We start from the raw sequence: 17,691 nt of genomic DNA, 5'->3' as shown, positions 1-17,691 counted from the left end.
GATTTCATCATGATTACTAAAAAATCAATTGATTTCCTTCAAAATTAATCATGAAAGCTGACTCTTATATACCTGTAATGCCAGTAGTATGGTTGCGGTTTCCGTTTTGAAATATGGAGAATTCAAAAAGAGATTTTCATAATATTCTATACCGCTCAGAAGATTTTGTCTGAATATATTCCACTTTTTGATTGCGGCATCGGTAGATGAAGAATTATTCTCTTTCAAATAATCTACATACATTTTAAGCTCATTTATCAAAAAATTCGGGCGAGACGAGTCTGACAGTATATTTGCATTTCCATAAATATGTTTCACCATTTCCTGGAGGGTAACTTCTTTGTCAAAATAAGCGAGATTGGGTCCCGGACAAATCACAACGCCCTGTTTTTCTCCTTTAATTTCAAGGCCGTGTTCGATGTAAGCCGAGTTTACCAAACCAACACAGAGACAGGCTTTGTCAGTGATTTCATCTGCTCTTTTTTTGTAGATTTCCGGTTTGGTACCTTCCCTTTCGGAGTTTAATTCTTTCAGTTTTAAATCCTGATATTTCTTAGATGCTGTACATATTCCTTCCGGCGAATATTCTTTGCTTAAAGCCAGTAATTTTTTTGGACAAGAGCTTCCGTGGCGGTTTTTCTGTCCGTTTTCAATCCTCAGTTTTTCATTTGAACTGCCTTTTACAGTGTTGAAAAACACACCTAATGGTGAAATATTACTAAGGTAAAAATCGTCTTCTTTAGCTTTTGAAAGTAGATTTCTTGTTTCAGAATCTACTGCTGTAGCTTCAGGCACGAGCAGGAAAGGAGAGCCCCAGCCAACACTGTCTACACTATAGTTTTCCAGCAGAAACTGATGTTCTTCAGCAGTTCCCACACCGCCCTGGACTGTAATTTTCATTTCAAGAGGTTTTTTGGGAACATAACGTTGTTTATTTTCGAGAGATGTCGTCATCAAAGTATGAGCAGATTCGCTGAGCTCATTTTTTCTTACTTTAAATTCTTCCAGAATAGGCCCCAGAAGCAATCCTTCGGTAGCAAAGGCATGCCCGCCACAGTTTAAACCGGATTCTATTCTGTACTCTGATACCCACAGTCCTTTTTTGGCAAGAAAATTCCCCTGAATCATTGCAGAACGGAAATCGCTTACTTTAAGAATAATTTTCTTTTTCAACACATTATTTTCATCCGGATAAAAATCTTCAAAAGACTCGATATAACTGTACAGTCTGGGATTCATACCTGCCGAAAGCACCAGTGACGCACTAAGCCTGCTGTTGGCAAAACCGCGGAGGGATGCATGAGCATCATTGTAAATCACCGGAAGCTGTTCGTTTTTTACAAAATTGTCTTTGTCTACCTTCGTCATAATATTGACATCGATAGTACCTGCTGACAAATGCTGATCGATAAAGGTTTTAAAAGCAGTTGCCAAAAAATCTTTTTGACCTAAAAAGTGCTGCAGTTCGTCTTTGATTTTTGAGGTATTCGGCAGAATGTCTATGAAATTTCTAAGTGTATTTCTTTTTTGAGCCAGTTCTTCCTTAAAGTTTTTAAAATGTTCATTTACCAGATCATCAACCAGATTAAGGTAGGCAGTGATTCTCTTAGCACGGTAATCGTCCTTTTTTTTTGAAATCGGAGAGAAGTCCAGATTAAATTTTTTGCTGTAGAAATTTCTCATTCTTTCTGTAATTTCGTCGTCAATAATGGAAATCACAGAAGAAATTCCGAAATGTGCTACGCGGATTGGTGTATCAATAGTGTAAGCAAGTCCCATAACGGGAATATGAAAAGTGTGTAATGAAGTTTTGGTCATTCTGAATGAAATATTTTTGGTGTAAATGTGAGTTCAATTAAAAATAATCGCAAGTACAAAAATTATCCTGACCTCAGAAATGGTAAGTCAAATTTAAAAATATTTCACAATTTATTTTTAATCTCAGCAAGGGCAAAGGTATCTGTAAACGCCTGTCAGTACCAGTAGATTCACTTCTAAAATATACCGAAAACTTCTAAAGTCGATTTAACTGAAAAAAATGCTCCACCGTGAAAAAGTGAAGCATAATGTAATTAAAAAAAATCATAATAGTGAGAATTATATCAAATCACCGGCTAAAGAATCTGCGATGATTTCTGCAGCAGTGTCACAAAAGTCCAGCCCCGAATAATCTGGATTAAGCCCTCCAATGTAAGCGACAGACATGATGTAGAGGTTTTCTTTCACCTTACCGTAAGAATCGAGTGCCTGAAAATTATCATTAATGCTGAGTCCTTTTACCTGAAGATAAAAATTGTCATTGCTGCCTTTTTTTATCATCTTTTCACCATCGTTCATCAGTTCGGCAGCTTTCTCTGAGCTTTTAAAATTAAGATATCCGGAAGCAACGGCACCCTGATCTTTCAGACCTTCGAAAGGAAGATCGTTAAAATTCATTGCACGCTGGCCGGTGGCGTCTACATACATTTTATACACTAATTCCTTCTGTTTGCCGTCACCATTAATAAACCGGTAGACTGCACCTTCTTCCTTATAAGGCTCGACTGTACTTTTTGCATCAACATTGCTCAGGCTGATAATTTTAGCATCGTGCAGGGCAATAATTTCACGGTAGGATGACTGGGGGAGTGCGGCAATTACAATAGATATCAACGGCATCAGCGTTTTGGTCAATCTAAGCATATCTTCTGCAGAAAAATGTTTTGCCGGATAATTCATTGCGTAGCTGAAGGATGTTAAAGCTTCTTTCCATGTGATCGACTGATGTCTTCGGATAGATTTTTCCGCTTCGGTGTATTCTGCCTTAAAGAGTTCGAAGCTGTCTAATTCTTTTCGAAGCTTCATCATTTTTTCTACAAATTCTTCAATCGTTAAATCTTTGATTTCACTGTAAAATCCAGGGTCTTTTTTTTCTACAACTTTTTTAAAATTTAAATTGAAAACATAATCAAGATCTACAAAACCGCCATGTGTCTTTTTGTATTCATAAATTTCCTTCAGAGACATCTTCCAATCTGTGGAAAATGCTTCGTCTTCAGAATGAAAACGCAGGGCAGGCAATAATCCGCTTAACGAATAAAGATCTATTTTGAAATCTCTTGCGTCTTCATTTAATGTGTATTCAAGCTGATGTTCATTGATGGATGAAAATTTCCCATTCAGTCTTGAAAGCGTTCTGATAATATCTACGGCAGTGAGCGAAGCACCTTTCACCGCAACTGGGAAATTGGTCGTCTGCGTGAATTTTGAAGGTGGATAGGGAGAATCAAACCAACCAACGTGTTGTCCTTCCAGAGATTTAATCCACTGATGGCCTGTGCTGAGCACGACAACATCGGCAGAAAACTTTTCTTCAGCAGACGTAACTATTTTGTATGAAACTTCGTCAACAGGTTGGATGTCTGTTACTTTTGTATTCAGCAGGATTTCAACCTCAATACCTAAATTTTTGGCTGATTTTACGAGAAATTTAAACTGATTTTCAAGGTATTTGCCCAAGATAAGTCTGGGTACAACCTGATCTCTGTTGATTTTTCCCGTTGTGGTGTAATCGCCAAAGTTTCCGAGATCATTTTTGATAATAAACTCTTCAATATCCGTCACCAATTTGGGAATTTCATTAGCTGAAATGTTGGCTACATGCTCTTTCCCTGCACCCGAAGCGCCGTATGGCATGCCCATTCCTAAATGCGGATTTTGCTCAAAAATAATTATTTTTTTTGGAGTAATTTTTTTTGCTGTAATATGTTTAAAGAAGAAAAGTGCAGCAGGACCGCCACCAATGAGCGCTACTGTTTTAGAGTCGATATTTGGCATAACGTATTTTAGTGTGATTTCATTTTACATTTCAAATAATATACCTTAATCGCCTGATCATATTTATAAATTAAGTAACAGGTTATGATTAGAATCAGTTATAAAAGGATTGAGTTTAAATTTTGAGCGAACAAAATCAGTCGATTTCTATCCAGACCGGTGCGTGATCGCTGCTTTTCTCCCACGATCTCACTTTTTTATCAACTCCCGCATTTTTTAGTTTTTCTTTTAAATATGGACTGAGCAAAATATGGTCAAGACGCATTCCTGCATTTCTGTGGAAAGATTCATACATATAATCCCAAAAAGTGTAGACTGTCTCTTCAGGATAGATTTCTCTTAGAGAATCTGTCCAGCCTTTTTTAAGCAGATCCTGATAGGCTTTTCTAACTTCAGTTGTGAAGAGCGCATCGTTTTTCCATCTTTCAGGTTTGTAAACATCGTTTTCTGTTGGGATAATATTAAAATCACCAATCAAAACTGCCGGAAGATCCATTTTAATCAATTGATTTGTTCTTCTTTTAAAACGTTTGATCCACTGAAGTTTATAATCAAATTTTTCTCCGGGATACGGATTTCCGTTGGGTAAATAAAGACAGCAGATTACAGTTTTGTTGATAATTGCTTCAATATATCTGCTTTGAAGATCGTCTTTATCGCCTGGCAAGGTATTCTGAACTTCAACGATGTCGTGGTCTTTTGAAAGAACTGCGACACCGTTCCAGCGCTTTTCGCCTTTCCAGATGGCCTGATAACCTGCTTTTTCTATTTCTTCAATGGGAAATTTTTCCTGAGGGCATTTCAGCTCCTGAAGACAAACGACATCCGGCTTAGATTCCTTCAGCCAACGGAGCAGAACTGGAAGCCGTCCGTTAATACCATTGACGTTATATGTTGCAATTTTCATTGGATGAGAATTTGTTATAATCCAAACACAAACGATGTTCCAAGCTTTTGGGGTATCAAAAAAAATCCAAAACCTTACCGGCTTTGGATCGTAGTTTTAATTAAACCGAATTCCATTCCTGATGAAATTCATTGGTTATTTTAAAATGAAATTATTTCTTAGCTTTTAAAGAAAAATTATCCATGTAAACAGCCTGGTGAATACCATTAAGCATCACTTTCAGACCAACGTTGGCATCTTTTTTCAATAGAATATCGAACGTTTTTTTGTTACCATCGATTTTGGCTGCCTTGGCAACAGAAACATAAGATTTTGCATCAGAAGTGTTGTTAACAGAAAAAACCTCGAGAGAAGTTTCTCCACCATTGTCTGAGACATCCAGAGTGAGGGTGTATCTTCCTGCTTTTATTTTCGGTGTTACCAGAAACATCTTCTCTCCGGGATTGGTCATCGAGTAAAAGACCACTTTTTTGTCTTTAGAATAGATCATTGCCTTTCCCTGCTGGGCTGTCCAGCATTTATCAATATCCTTCCATCCGTCAAAATTTTCTGAAATTGTTGATACCGTTTTGCATTGCGCATCAGACATGATCAACCCTCCAAAAACGGCTATACCTGCAAATACAATTTTTCTCATAGTTTATTTAATATAATGACGTAAAATTACTCAAAATACATGGTATGCCCAAGTAATTTAGAATTAAAATAAATAAAAAATATAATATAGCTCAAACTACACTTGTCTTAATTTTCTGAGAAAAACGATTTTTAAAGATTAACTGATGACTGATCTTAAAGTTATTAAAAAAAACAGATTATGTAAGTTTTCAGATTAGAAACAAATTCTAAATTTCACGCATCATCCTGAAAGTCAGATTAATTCTTTCTTTCATCGGCTGAGTTGATTTAGCAATTCTGTGCTGCCACTTTTCCTGTAAATCACCTTTCATAATCAGTAAAGAACCGTGAGGTAGAGGCAGACTGTATCTTGTGCTGTGATCATCTAATTTTCTGAAATCAAATTTTCTGGTTTCTCCCAGACTTATAGAAGCAATCACGGGACGCTCACCATACCTTTTCTCCTTATCGCGGTGCCATGCCACAGAATCATTATTATCACGGTACAGATTGAGCAAAACAGAATTGAATTCATATCCGAATTTGCCTTCAATCTTTTCTTTAAGTGATAAAAGTTCTGGCGTCCAGCTGTTGACTTCAAATTCGCTTCCTCCCAATTTATAAGCTTTTTCGCCGTCACCATACCAGGCTGTAAGACGTGGAGTAAGCACAGTTTTGTCATACATTGTTTGAGTTGTCTGCTTCCACGGACTCTTTGTAAGAAGTATTGCCTGCAAAAGATTGGCTTCCTCGGGCGTGAGAAAATTTTCTCTGAATTCCAGAAGATCAAGCGGAAAGTTGTAAAATTCTCCAGTATCAAATAAACTGAGCTGTCTCATTATTTTTTAATCTTTATTAGTTCAAAAAATTTTTAATCATTTGTGTTCAGAATAAAATCACATTGCTTCAGTAATTTTAAGTCGTTCTTTTCAAAGTCCTGATTTCAGATCTCAACTCTTCAAACATGCTTCGTACCTCTCTGTATTCAAGGTTATCAATCTTCAGCTCCTGAGTGTTGATACTGCATGCAAATTCCCAGATTTCGTAAACCTCTTCCCACTTGATTTCGTAGGGTTCATAAAAAGTGTTGTCTGAACTCACGAAACTTCCAAAATCGTCCTGATGTGAAAATCTTTTGTAAACAATCCCGTCTCTGGTGATAAAAATATAGGTTTTTCCTTTTTTTAAATCTTTCCTGTCTTCTATGTATTTCCCCACGATAAAAGTCCCGTCGTTGTATGGGGGCATTGAATCTCCATCGGCAGGGAATGCTCTGAATTTCCCATTCCTCAAAAAAGGTAGTGAAAGATGTTGCAGACTGTCTACAAAATCAGGATCATTATAACCACTCAGGTAGCCCATGCTTGCTTTCTGGGGAACGATTTCAATTATATTTTCTCCGGCTCCGTCAACTTTTATCGGCAGCAACGTTCTGTTGTTTGGAAGATTCACAAGATCATCGACAGGATATTTTTTTAAATCAACAGTAATCAGAAGATCGATATTGACTTTAAAATATTTTGAAAGGTGTATTAAAAGTTCAATCGGAGGCTCCGATCTTCCCTCTTCATAAGTGGAATATCTGCCACGTGTAATGGAAATTTCATCAGCAACCTTTTGCTGAGATGCCTTCATTCTGTCTCTTAAAAACCTGATATTCTCTGATAAAACCGACATTGCTATAAATTACAGCAACAAATATACGTATTATTGCAATAAATATTATCAAAATAAACTAGTTTAAAAGAAAAATTCCCCCCATATCTGAAGAGAATTATTTTATGTACTGAAATCTGAGAACTGTCTGTAAGAATTGAATGACTTAATTAAAATTCAGTAAGATGATTTAAGTTGAAGATATTCTCTAAGGAAGTATAATTTTGTAATAACCGTTTTCGTCTTTTACATCGATGGCAATTCCGGTAAAAGTAAGTTTGTTGATTTGGAAACCGTCGCAGCCACCTTTAAATTCAGAAGATTCGATAGAAAAATTGAAGGTTCTGACGGGCGAATAAAAAGTATAATTTCTGGTACCATTGTAGGCTCCTACATTTTCAAGTACAATCCTGTCGTCTTCGGTTTTGGTAACCTGCACTCCAACCTGATTTTCATCCTGTATTGAAAATGGATGGAGCGCCCCGTTAGTAATCAGATTATCACCATTGGCATCTACAAATTCAAAAACAATCGGTTGAGGAGCATTGTAGCACTCTTCGCCGCAGGCAGTCAACATGAAGGTGACCATTAGACAAAATATCAGTTGTTTCATAACATGAAATTAATCCGGTGAAATGTAAAGATACTGATAATTTGCAAATGCACTGTTAAAATGAAATGCCAAACAATTATCATCTTTTGTATTAATATTTAAAAGAAAAACGATTTGCCTATATTTGTCTGCAAAGCAAATTTTAAATGTTCAACAAAGTATTCGTCGTATTTTCACTTGGCTTTTCTGTGGTTTTTTGTTCGGCCCAACAGGTGCGGCCTTCAAAATCATCTGAAATTTACCGCGACCTCAAAACCCTCAAAAATATTCCTAAAGTTTTATATCTGGCGGCTCATCCCGATGATGAAAATACAGGCTTGCTGTCATGGCTGATCAACGACAAGAATGTGGAAACCGCCTATCTGTCTTTGACGCGGGGAGATGGCGGTCAAAATCTATTAGGAACGGAACAAGGTGCGGTATTAGGTTTAATACGAACGCATGAACTTCTGGAGGCACGGAAATTGGACGGTGCACAACAGTTTTTTACCCGCGCAATAGATTTTGGTTTTTCTAAAAATACAACAGATACTTTTAAACAATGGGATGAAAATATTATTACAGCCGATGTCGTTTGGGTAATCCGCAACTTCCGTCCTGATGTAATTATTTGCAGATTTCCGCCAACGGCGGCGGCAGGTCATGGTCAACATGCGGCTTCAGCTGTGCTTGCTGAGAAGGCTTTTAAGCTGGCAGGCGATAAAAATGCTTTTCCAGACCAGCTAAAATATGTAAATGTGTGGCAGCCAAAACGCGTTTTGTGGAACACTTTCCGATTTGGAAACAACAATACAACAGCTGAAAATCAAATGAAAATCACGGTTGGGCAATACGATGCTCAGCTGGGAATGGGCTATGGTGAACTGGCGGGATTAAGCAGAAGTTTGCATAAAAGTCAGGGTGCCGGAACACGCTCTGTAGCAGGCATCAAAACTGAATATTTTTCCCACGTTGCTGGCGAGCCTGCCAAAGCCTCACTTTTTGATGGTGTTGTGAAAAGCTGGACAGCAAAAGGCAATGCTGATATCGACCAGTCTTTAGATAAGATTATTTCAGCTTTCAATTTCAATCAACCTGATTTGAGTTTGCCCGCTTTGCTTGCTCTGCGAAAAAAGGTGATGGCTCTAAAAGATTCAGCATTGAAAAAGGATAAAATCAAATCTTTGGACCAAATTATTTTAAGCTGTGCGGGCTTCATGGGCGAAGTTGTGACCAATCAGGCTGAAGCTGTGGCCGGAGAGAACTACAATTTTAATCTGAATCTGATTTCACGCGCCAAAAACCCTGTTGTTTTGGAAAATGTAAAATGGCTGAACAGACAGGAGCATCTCAACAGAAAACTGTCGAAAGATTCTTTAATTACCATTGACCATACCATTCACATTCCTGATGATGCAGCACTTACAGAACCGTACTGGTTGGCAAAGCCAGCAAAGGATGCAGCAACATTTTATGTTCCAGACGAAACTTTAGTCGGTTTACCTGAAGCGGATTCACCATTAAATGTCTTGCTTGATTTAAAAATTGGTTCTGAAAAATTTGAGGTTAAACTTCCTCTATCTTTCAAAAAATTAGATCCGGTACGTGGTGATGTGGTTGAATCTTTAAGAATTATTCCAGCCTTAGAACTGAAATTTGCACAACCTCTTTATTTAATTAAAGAAAATGAAGATTTACATTTGAGTTTAAATTTTAAGGTTAATTCCAGCAAACAATTCAATAATGGAAAAGTAAATCTGATGTATAACGGAGAAAGAGTAGGCGGCGGGGATTTAAAATCAATTAATGGGAAAGATTTTACAGTCGATTACATCATTCCAAAAGCTAAATTGGCCTCCATAAAATCAAATCAGTTACAATTGGAAGCTGATTTTGTTGCAGATGGATTCACTTACAATAAAAAACAGGTATTAATTCAGTATCCGCATTTGCCCTCTCTCCAATATTTTGCGCCTGCGACAGTTGCTGTGATGAAAGGTGATATTCAGATGAAAGTTAAAAAAGTGGGTTATGTTCAGGGTGCTGGCGATTTTATGCCTGAGTTCCTGAGAATTGCAGGTATTCAGGTAGATGTACTGAAAGATGAAGATTTTTATGGAAATCCTGATGAATCAGCCGGAAACAGCAGTTTAAACAGACTTTCGCAATATGATGCTATTGTTTTTGGTGTTCGTGCCAACAATACAGAGAAAAAACTGGGTCGCTGGATGCCATTTTTATGGTCTTATGTAAAAACAGGAGGTAATTTGGTGATGCAGTACAACACCAATCAGGATACGACTGTCGACCAGTTAGGAATGTATAATTTTAGCATTGCCAACAAAAGAGTTACTGAAGAAAATGCTGAGGTAAAATTTTTAAATCCAAATCATCAGTTACTGAATTTTCCAAACAAAATTACGGCTGATGATTTTAAAGGTTGGGTACAGGAACGCGGTGCTTATTTTCCTGTTCAATGGGATAAGGCGTACGAACCGCTTTTTGAAATGCACGATACGGGTGAAGAGCCCCTGCAGGGGTCAACTTTGTATGCTAAATACGGGAAAGGTAATTTCATTTACACGCCGTTAGCGTTTTTCAGACAGCTGCCTGCGGGAAATGTGGGAGCTGCAAGATTATTTTTAAACTTTTTATCTGCACAGAAAAACTGATGAACAATCAACTTAAAAACTGGAATACCTGGTACATACTATTGGCGTTTGCGCTGGTAGTTCAAATCACATTTTATTACCTGTTTACTAAATTTTGGGCATGAGTACGATAGACTGGACAGTTCTAATTTTTACACTCGTTGCAGTGGTGGTTTACGGCGTATTTATCGGGCGTGGCCAAAAAAGCAACGCGTCTTACCTGAAAGCCGACAACAAAATGCCCTGGTACATCGTACTGATAGGGATTATGGCTACTCAGGCAAGTGCGATTACATTTCTTTCGGCACCGGGACAGGCTTATACGGACGGAATGCGTTTCGTTCAGTATTATTTTGGTCTGCCGTTAGCGATGATTGTGATTTGTATCACTTTCATCCCGATTTTTCAACGCTTAAATGTCTACACCGCCTATGAATATTTAGAAAACCGTTTTGATAAAAAAACAAGAGTTCTTACCTCTCTGCTTTTTCTTTTTTCCAGAGGTTTATCGACAGGAATCAGCATTTATGCTCCGAGTATTATTTTATCAAGCGTTTTAAACTGGGATATTTATTTAACCAATGTTCTAACGGGTGGAATTCTGTTAATCTATACCTATGTTGGCGGTGCAAAGGCGATTGCTCACACCCAAAAATTACAGTTTCTGATTATTTTGGGAACAATGGCTTTTGCAGGCTATTTACTTATTGAAAATATGCCGAATGGAATTGGTTTTAAAGATGCCCTTTATCTCGCAGGAAAATCCGGAAAACTTAATGTCATCACCACAGAATTTGACTGGAAAGACAAATACAACATCTGGAGCGGATTGATTGGCGGTTTTTTTCTGGCACTTTCTTATTTTGGTACAGACCAGAGTCAGGTCGGGAGGTACATTACTGCGAAAGACAATACCAATGCAAAAATGGGCTTGCTGTTGAATGGATTAGTTAAAATCCCGATGCAGTTTGCGATTTTGCTGATTGGTGCTTTGCTTTTCGCTTTCTTTTCGCTGAAGCCGGCTCCGGTTTATTTTAATGAAAGGTCTTATCAGCATTTAAAAGAAACAAAACCTGAGCAGGCTGCCGTTTTTGAAAAGGAACATCAGAATCTTCAGGCTAAATTCAATGAAGAATCACGAGAAATTTTAAAATTAAAAGAAAACAATTCGCCTCATCTTCAAAAAACCATTCAGGATTTTAAAAATACACAAACTCAGGTAAAAGACCTGCACGGAAGGGTAGAGAAAGCTATTAATAATTCAAATTTTAATGCCGAGAAAACAGACACCAATTATATTTTTCTGTATTTCGTGAAAAATACTTTGCCTGTAGGAATGATTGGTTTGCTGTTCGCTGTTATTTTTCTGGCGAGCTGGGGTTCAATTTCAGCCGCACTGAATTCATTGGCCGCCTGTTCACTAAAAGATATTCATCTGATATTTAAAAAAGAAATTCCTGATGATAAAACTGAACTCCGTTACAGTCGACTTCATACTTTAGCATGGGGAATTTTCTCAATCGGTGTCGCTATGTTTGCCACTCAGATGGGCTCACTGATTGAAGCGGTCAATGTGTTGGGTTCTCTTTTCTACGGGCCGATTTTGGGGATTTTTCTCGTTGCATTTTATTATAAAAAAGTCACAGGTCCGAATGTATTTATCGCTGCCATTTTAGCAGAAATTACTGTAATTGCTGTTTACCAGTTTGATATTGTCTCTTTTCTTTGGCTCAATGTAATCGGCGCAGCGGCGGTCATTTTATTTTCTGCAATTGGATTACTGTTTTATAAGCCAAAAGAAGTAAATTCGTAAAAGATAAATAAATCAAAAATTATAAAAATATTATGAATACAATTTTTAAATCGGCTACCGTTCTTGTGGCTGCAATGACTGTTTCAGTGAATGCTTTCGCTCAGGAAACTAAGAAACCTGCGAGCCCACCAATGACGGCTACCGGAAAAGTTAATGATGCCAATATTACGATTGCCTACAACAGTCCGTCTGTAAAAGGCCGCAAAATTTGGGGTGATTTGGTAGGTTACGACAAAGTGTGGCGTGCAGGTGCCAATGATGCAACTACTTTTGAAACCAGCAAAGACATTATGGTTCAGGGCAAAAAACTTCCGGCAGGTAAATACAGCTTTTTCTTAATCCCTAAAGAATCAGGGACATGGACTGCAATTTTCAATAAAGAAGCTAAGCAGTGGGGCGCTTACAAATACGAAGAATCTAAAGATGCTCTGCGTGTAGACGTAAAAGCTAAACCGGTACAGGCACAACAGGAAACGTTGGTTTACAAAATAAACAAAAGCGGATTCACAATGGATTGGGATAAAATCTCGGTTCCGGTAGAGATTAAATAATTTTCAATACAAAATACTGAAATCCCGTTTGATTCGGGATTTTTTTTTGCTTAAAACTCAAAAATTAATCTGGTAATCCTCCTGTAAAAAGATCTGATATTTTGATTAAATATTTTTCATGTACAAATTAAAATACAGACGAATCTTAATCGAATGAAACAAAAATTTTTTTAAATATAGATTTTAAACTGCAACTTAGAGAGGTTATTACTGAAAAGGTTCTGAATTTGTTAGCATTTAAAAAAAAACTGCTATGAAAAGAGGGTTGGTTTGGTTTAAAAATGATTTACGGCTTCATGATAACGAAGTTTTGACAACAGCAATTAAAGAATGTGAGGAACTCATTTTCTGCTATGCCATTGAAAAAGGCAACTCCGAAAAACTGTCTTTAGGATTCAGAAAAAGTGATATCAATCGGTTTAAGTTTATGGAGCAGTCTGTGCTTGATCTTCAGAAAGGTTTGGAAAAACAGGGAGGTCATTTGTTGATAGGATCTGATTCGGATGTTGAATTTTTGCCCGAACTGGTCAAAAAATATGATATTTCAGATATTTATGCAGAAGAAGAATATGCGAGCGAAGAGCTCAATCTTATTGAAGAAATTCAAAACATTCTGCCTGAAATAGAGTTTCATTTTTATTGGGGTAAGACGCTCTATCATAAAGACGATATTCCTTTTACGATTTCAAAAATTCCTTTATCAAGTAAAGCTTACAGAATTCCTGCAGGAAAAGAATCGGAGCCGAGAAAACCTTTGAAGGCACCGACAAAACTGAAAAGTGTGAAAAAAGTGAAGAGCATGAAATTTCCATCCTGTACAAAGTTTGGGTTTACAAAAAAAGAATATAACACTGCCAAGCCTCTCTTAGAAGGCGGTGAAACAAATGCATTAAAAAGACTTCAGTATTATACATTTAAATCTGAACTTTTAACAGAATACCGCTGGACGAGAAACCGCTCACAGGGATTGGATTACAGTTCGAAATTCTCACCATACCTTGCTTTAGGCTGTATTTCGCCAAGAGAAATTTTTAAAAAAGTAAATGAGTATGAAGATAAAATAAAAAAGAATCAAAGTACATGGTGGTTGGTTTTTGAGTTGGTCTGGCGGGACTTTTTCACCTTCAAAGGGATGAAATTTGGTGATGCAATTTTCAAAACGAAAGGTTATAAGAAAAAAGAAATTCCGTTTAAGAATAACAAGAAAAATTTCAAGCGCTGGTGTGATGGGAATACCGGAATTCCGTTTGTGGATGCACACATGCGGCAGCTGAATGAAACAGGATATATGAGCAACCGCGGACGGGTAAATTGTGCAAGCTACTTCGTGCACGATCTGAATATCGACTGGACGTGGGGCGCCGCGTATTTCGAAAGTAAACTGATTGATTATGACGTGACATCAAACTGGATGAACTGGCACATGCAGACTTTTGAAATGTATTATACCAATCCGATTCACCAGTCAAACAAGTACAAAGCACAGGATTTTATCCGAGAATGGATCCCGGAATTAAAAGACAAAAATGATATTGAAGTTCTGATTCCCTGGGAATATGACAGTACGGATTATCCAAAACCGATTGAACTTTTTTCAAAATGGGAGAGAGCCATTACTTTAATTAAAAAACTCAAAGTTTAATTCTGTGATGCAGCTGTTTTTATGAAGAGGAATTTGCATTCATGAGGATGAGAAGTGAATATTGTAAAATTGCAGAGAAGCACTATCTATTCCTGAAATAATCTTTATATACAACTTATCTGTAGAATTCGCCATACTGTTTACAGTTATTAATCGACATCGGTACAGTTAATAATCTAAGTCAAACGTAAGGCATTACTGGCTTTTACCCACTCATTTTTTTCACAACGACTGCAATGATGCTCACCACGTTCAAGATAAAGTGAATAGCCGCAGTATGTACATGAATAATGATCTGAATTCTCAATAAACTGCAATTTCTTCTTGTAAACATGTGGTAAAATCGGAAGTCCGTGTCTGACCTCATCATCTGTAAAATAATAGAAGCTTATATTGCCTGTAGTTTCTAGAATAGCTGTTTTTACCTGCCCGACGTGTTCAATGGATTCCTGCCTCATTTCAGAGAAAAATTCGTCTTTGGCGAATGTATGATCTTTTTTTACCCCCAAAACAAATTCACCGTTTTCGATGACATACAGCGGCTCACCTTCGATAATATTTTCAAATTTTTCACTTTTGGTTGCAAGGTAGGTGATCAGTCTGTATAGAAGAATAATAGCGACGAAAACAATGAGAGATGGTAGAATAGAGGTATCTTTATTAAACATAGGATCTCCTGCGGCGGAACCTAAAGCAATAATGATAGCCACCTCAAAGAGTGAAAGCTGCCGAACACCCTTTTTGCCTGAAAGTCTCAGTATCAGCAAAACCATACTGAACATAACGAGCGTACGAATTGTAATTTCAATGGCGAAACTGAAGTCAAGATCACCGACAAATATTTTATTCCAATCCAAAATTTTGAGATTTATTTTAATGTTTTACGCGGAAACCCGAATTTGGTTTCACTGTTATGTGCAGGTTATTACAAAACTCCCGCCATCATTAATTCATTCATTAAACTGTGGTATTTAAGGTCGGTTTAAATGATATAAAATCAATCAGTTACAAAATCCTGATTACAAACAAAACACTGATGAGAGATATTCAGAAGAAAAAAAATTCTTAAACAGCATGATACTACAATCCGCAAATGAGTTACTTAAAAAGTAACAATTCATCAACCAAAAGTTTCACCTGCAGCGGCCGTTTTTTCTTATCAACATCCAAACGGTTGTATAATCCGGTTTTTACAATCACCATATTTTTTTCAGGGATCATAATAATAAACTGGCCTAAAAAACCGTAAAAAAAGTAGTAGGGAACTACATGATCTTTATGAGACCAGATGTTATATCCAAATGCATCATTTTCTTTCGTCGGTAAGATGAGTTTTCTGCAAAATTCCTCAGAAAGAATCTGTTTTCCATTCCATTTTCCGCCCTGCATAAGCAGTTGTCCGATTTTAGCAAAATCCCGGGCTGTAGCGTGAATGCAGCAGAATGCTTTCTCCATACCTTTTTCGTCGGTGCTCCATTTCGCACAATATTCCATTCCCAGGGGTTTCCAAAGTTTTTCTGACAGGTAGGATGAAAGATCGCAACCAATAACTTTTCGCAATATCAGCCCGAGTATTTGCGCTGCAACACTTTGATATTCATATTTCCTGCCGGGCATTTCTTTCAGATCCACCTTCAGAGCCTGTGCTGCCAAATCATCGGTAAAATACTGTTTTGAATTTTCTGCAAAAGGATGTCGGTATTCTTCTTCCCAGTTGAATGCAGCCTGCATCGTCATCAAATGGCGGATGGTGAGATATTGACCGTATCTGCTCTCTGCATAATGCGGAAACACTGTTGAAACCAGTTGATCCTCAGAATCCAAAAGACCGTCTTGCAGAGCAAAACCTGCAAGAATAGAGAGAATTCCTTTCGCCATTGAAAAAGAATTAAGCAAAGAATCAGAATGATGGTCTTTCCAATACTCTTCATGTATCAATTTTCCGTCACGCACTACTACGAGCGAGGAAGCTCTTGTTTTTTTTAAATTTTCCGCAAGAATATCCGTGAGAATATTTTTGTTGTAGCGGGAATCTTTATCCCAGGGCTGAGGATTAGTATTGAGAATTTGATGTGAGGGAAACTTTTCCCCGTCGTCTGTAGAAGGTGTAAGTGGTCCTTTTCTCAGATTTTTGCCGACAGCCTTAAAGAGGTAGCCAAATCCCGAAAGATAAAGAGCTGCACCCACCGAGCCGCCTATAAAAAATGAGATCAAAACTTTCTTCATTCCAGACAAAATATTTTTGTTAAATTTATTAGAGATTATATTCAATAACCGAGCCTCGGTTCCAAAAAACACAGATTATTATTTGTGATTTATTTGTTTATTTAAATGATTATCAAACTCTAAAATATTTAAATGTAATAAAAAAAGGTTCAGCAAATTGCCAAACCTTTTGAGTATAAAATTAATATCTAACTGATTTCCGAATATCTCAGCAGAAACCGATTATGATTATTTCATTGAAGCCTTCACTTTTTCAGCCTCCATCAAGTGATGTTCCAGCGTTGGAAGTGTTTTGCCTGCAAATCCTTTCAAAGACGCATCCATTCCCGAAGAAGCCTGTTTTTTAAATTCTGCAATATCTTTTTGGTGGTCTGTCACCATTGCAGAAGCATACATTTTATCAAAATCTGCTCCTTTCAGCGCTTTCATATCATCAACCATTTTCTGCTTTTCAGCATCAAGTGATGTTGGTAAAGTATACCCCGCAGTCGCTGCCCATGATTTAAGTTCTTCGTTGGCCATTCCATGATCTTTAGCCATCATAGCGCCCAAAGATTTTACCGAAGCACTGCTTCCGTTTGTTTTGGCAAGATCACCCAACATTACTTCCATCATTCCGCCCATTGCAGCAGCATCAGCAAATTTTTTGTCCTGATCGCTTAGTGTTGCAGCATTGGTATTCTCCGACGTCATTGTGGAATCAGTCGGTGCAGTCATTGAGTCATTCGTCATTTCGGTACCTGAACTGTCTGTACCTGCATCTGTTGTTTGAGTTTCTTTCTTGTTGCAAGACACTAAAGCCGCAACGGCAAAAATGGTGAGAATTGAATTTTTCATATAACTTGATTTAAATTGGTGTTAAGATTATTTTTAAATTAAAACAACCTTCTGCATTGTTAACAATTTATCTGCCAAAAATTTATTTTTTACAAAATAATTGTATTAATGTGGTATGTTATATCAAAGTAACATAAACATCTTTTACTAAAGTGGATTATACAATAGCCAGATCCATCCGCTTTGATTGATATTATGTATTTAATTTAAGCAAGATTATCGTTATTTGTATAGACTAAAATATTTAGTAAGGAGAAATTATCAGTCTTGTTTAATTTAATATTCAAATCCAAATCTCAAAAAAGCAGAAATATTTGTCACTTAATTATACTTAATTATTTAGTATCTTTAGCGCATCATTGTTGGTGTATAAATTGCTACC

At 37.1% G+C, this 17,691-nt stretch carries 14 protein-coding genes; 4 read left to right on the top strand and 10 right to left on the bottom strand.

Translation table 11 applies throughout. The features are described from left to right. Nucleotides 1-48: 48 nt before the first annotated feature. The 7 genes from NG809_RS02000 to NG809_RS01970 form a co-directional block, all read right to left on the bottom strand. Nucleotides 49-1,818 (bottom strand): hypothetical protein, encoded by a 1,770-nt coding sequence (locus NG809_RS02000; protein ID WP_262147606.1) that lies wholly within the window; start codon nucleotides 1,816-1,818, stop codon nucleotides 49-51. A 279-nt stretch (nucleotides 1,819-2,097) separates the two neighbouring features. Then, nucleotides 2,098-3,816 (bottom strand): FAD/NAD(P)-binding protein, encoded by a 1,719-nt coding sequence (locus NG809_RS01995; RefSeq protein ID WP_262147604.1) that lies wholly within the window; start codon nucleotides 3,814-3,816, stop codon nucleotides 2,098-2,100. 136 nt (nucleotides 3,817-3,952) lie between these two features. Further along, nucleotides 3,953-4,723: an exodeoxyribonuclease III gene (gene xth / locus NG809_RS01990; protein WP_262147603.1), complete on the bottom strand. Its 771-nt coding sequence runs from the start codon at nucleotides 4,721-4,723 to the stop codon at nucleotides 3,953-3,955. Between the two features lie 151 nt (nucleotides 4,724-4,874). Next, nucleotides 4,875-5,360 carry a hypothetical protein gene (locus NG809_RS01985; protein WP_262147602.1) on the bottom strand — a complete coding sequence of 162 codons (486 nt, stop codon included), beginning with the start codon at nucleotides 5,358-5,360 and terminating at the stop codon, nucleotides 4,875-4,877. Between the two features lie 208 nt (nucleotides 5,361-5,568). Continuing rightward, nucleotides 5,569-6,180 (bottom strand): alpha-ketoglutarate-dependent dioxygenase AlkB family protein, encoded by a 612-nt coding sequence (locus NG809_RS01980; RefSeq protein ID WP_262147600.1) that lies wholly within the window; start codon nucleotides 6,178-6,180, stop codon nucleotides 5,569-5,571. A 76-nt stretch (nucleotides 6,181-6,256) separates the two neighbouring features. Then, the gene (locus NG809_RS01975; protein WP_262147597.1) at nucleotides 6,257-7,018 is read right to left on the bottom strand and encodes an XRE family transcriptional regulator; all 762 of its coding nucleotides are present in this window, start codon (nucleotides 7,016-7,018) and stop codon (nucleotides 6,257-6,259) included. Nucleotides 7,019-7,205: 187 nt separating this feature from the next. After that, nucleotides 7,206-7,610, bottom strand: coding sequence for a hypothetical protein (locus NG809_RS01970; protein WP_262147595.1), 405 nt, complete (start codon nucleotides 7,608-7,610; stop codon nucleotides 7,206-7,208). Between the two features lie 146 nt (nucleotides 7,611-7,756). Between NG809_RS01970 and NG809_RS01965 the strand changes: the two genes are divergently transcribed. From NG809_RS01965 to NG809_RS01950, 4 genes are all read left to right on the top strand, one after another. Next, complete coding sequence (locus tag NG809_RS01965) at nucleotides 7,757-10,261, top strand: PIG-L family deacetylase (RefSeq protein WP_262147593.1); 2,505 nt, start codon at nucleotides 7,757-7,759, stop codon at nucleotides 10,259-10,261. 100 nt (nucleotides 10,262-10,361) lie between these two features. Then, nucleotides 10,362-12,053 carry a sodium:solute symporter gene (locus NG809_RS01960; protein WP_262147591.1) on the top strand — a complete coding sequence of 564 codons (1,692 nt, stop codon included), beginning with the start codon at nucleotides 10,362-10,364 and terminating at the stop codon, nucleotides 12,051-12,053. 32 nt (nucleotides 12,054-12,085) lie between these two features. Further along, a complete protein-coding gene (locus NG809_RS01955; RefSeq protein WP_262147590.1) occupies nucleotides 12,086-12,604 on the top strand; it encodes a DUF2911 domain-containing protein in 519 nt (172 codons plus the stop codon). A 253-nt stretch (nucleotides 12,605-12,857) separates the two neighbouring features. Next, complete coding sequence (locus NG809_RS01950; protein ID WP_262147588.1) at nucleotides 12,858-14,246, top strand: DASH family cryptochrome; 1,389 nt, start codon at nucleotides 12,858-12,860, stop codon at nucleotides 14,244-14,246. Between the two features lie 176 nt (nucleotides 14,247-14,422). On the opposite strand, the gene NG809_RS01945 is transcribed toward NG809_RS01950, so the two are convergent. The 3 genes from NG809_RS01945 to NG809_RS01935 form a co-directional block, all read right to left on the bottom strand. Continuing rightward, the gene (locus NG809_RS01945; protein ID WP_262147586.1) at nucleotides 14,423-15,103 is read right to left on the bottom strand and encodes a DUF421 domain-containing protein; all 681 of its coding nucleotides are present in this window, start codon (nucleotides 15,101-15,103) and stop codon (nucleotides 14,423-14,425) included. 241 nt (nucleotides 15,104-15,344) lie between these two features. After that, complete coding sequence (locus NG809_RS01940; RefSeq protein ID WP_262147585.1) at nucleotides 15,345-16,472, bottom strand: serine hydrolase domain-containing protein; 1,128 nt, start codon at nucleotides 16,470-16,472, stop codon at nucleotides 15,345-15,347. 228 nt (nucleotides 16,473-16,700) lie between these two features. Next, the gene (locus NG809_RS01935) at nucleotides 16,701-17,309 is read right to left on the bottom strand and encodes a DUF4142 domain-containing protein (protein WP_262147583.1); all 609 of its coding nucleotides are present in this window, start codon (nucleotides 17,307-17,309) and stop codon (nucleotides 16,701-16,703) included. Nucleotides 17,310-17,691: the final 382 nt, after the last annotated feature.

This window comes from Chryseobacterium foetidum (genome assembly GCF_025457425.1).
GTDB classification, from domain to species: Bacteria; Bacteroidota; Bacteroidia; order Flavobacteriales; family Weeksellaceae; genus Chryseobacterium; species Chryseobacterium foetidum.
Note: the sequence above shows the minus strand (reverse complement) of the source record. Positions and strands in the feature narration are given on the sequence as shown.

Bases quoted from the DNA above. Each gene is read 5' to 3' on its own strand.
- NG809_RS01980 (WP_262147600.1), bottom strand. From the start codon at position 6,180: ATGAGACAGCTCAGTTTATTTGATACTGGAGAATTTTACAACTTTCCG.
- NG809_RS01985 (WP_262147602.1), bottom strand. From the start codon at position 5,360: ATGAGAAAAATTGTATTTGCAGGTATAGCCGTTTTTGGAGGGTTGATC.
- NG809_RS01995 (WP_262147604.1), bottom strand. From the start codon at position 3,816: ATGCCAAATATCGACTCTAAAACAGTAGCGCTCATTGGTGGCGGTCCT.
- NG809_RS01960 (WP_262147591.1), top strand. From the start codon at position 10,362: ATGAGTACGATAGACTGGACAGTTCTAATTTTTACACTCGTTGCAGTG.
- NG809_RS02000 (WP_262147606.1), bottom strand. From the start codon at position 1,818: ATGACCAAAACTTCATTACACACTTTTCATATTCCCGTTATGGGACTT.
- xth (WP_262147603.1), bottom strand. From the start codon at position 4,723: ATGAAAATTGCAACATATAACGTCAATGGTATTAACGGACGGCTTCCA.
- NG809_RS01965 (WP_262147593.1), top strand. From the start codon at position 7,757: ATGTTCAACAAAGTATTCGTCGTATTTTCACTTGGCTTTTCTGTGGTT.
- NG809_RS01935 (WP_262147583.1), bottom strand. From the start codon at position 17,309: ATGAAAAATTCAATTCTCACCATTTTTGCCGTTGCGGCTTTAGTGTCT.
- NG809_RS01955 (WP_262147590.1), top strand. From the start codon at position 12,086: ATGAATACAATTTTTAAATCGGCTACCGTTCTTGTGGCTGCAATGACT.
- NG809_RS01975 (WP_262147597.1), bottom strand. From the start codon at position 7,018: ATGTCGGTTTTATCAGAGAATATCAGGTTTTTAAGAGACAGAATGAAG.
- NG809_RS01950 (WP_262147588.1), top strand. From the start codon at position 12,858: ATGAAAAGAGGGTTGGTTTGGTTTAAAAATGATTTACGGCTTCATGAT.
- NG809_RS01970 (WP_262147595.1), bottom strand. From the start codon at position 7,610: ATGAAACAACTGATATTTTGTCTAATGGTCACCTTCATGTTGACTGCC.
- NG809_RS01940 (WP_262147585.1), bottom strand. From the start codon at position 16,472: ATGAAGAAAGTTTTGATCTCATTTTTTATAGGCGGCTCGGTGGGTGCA.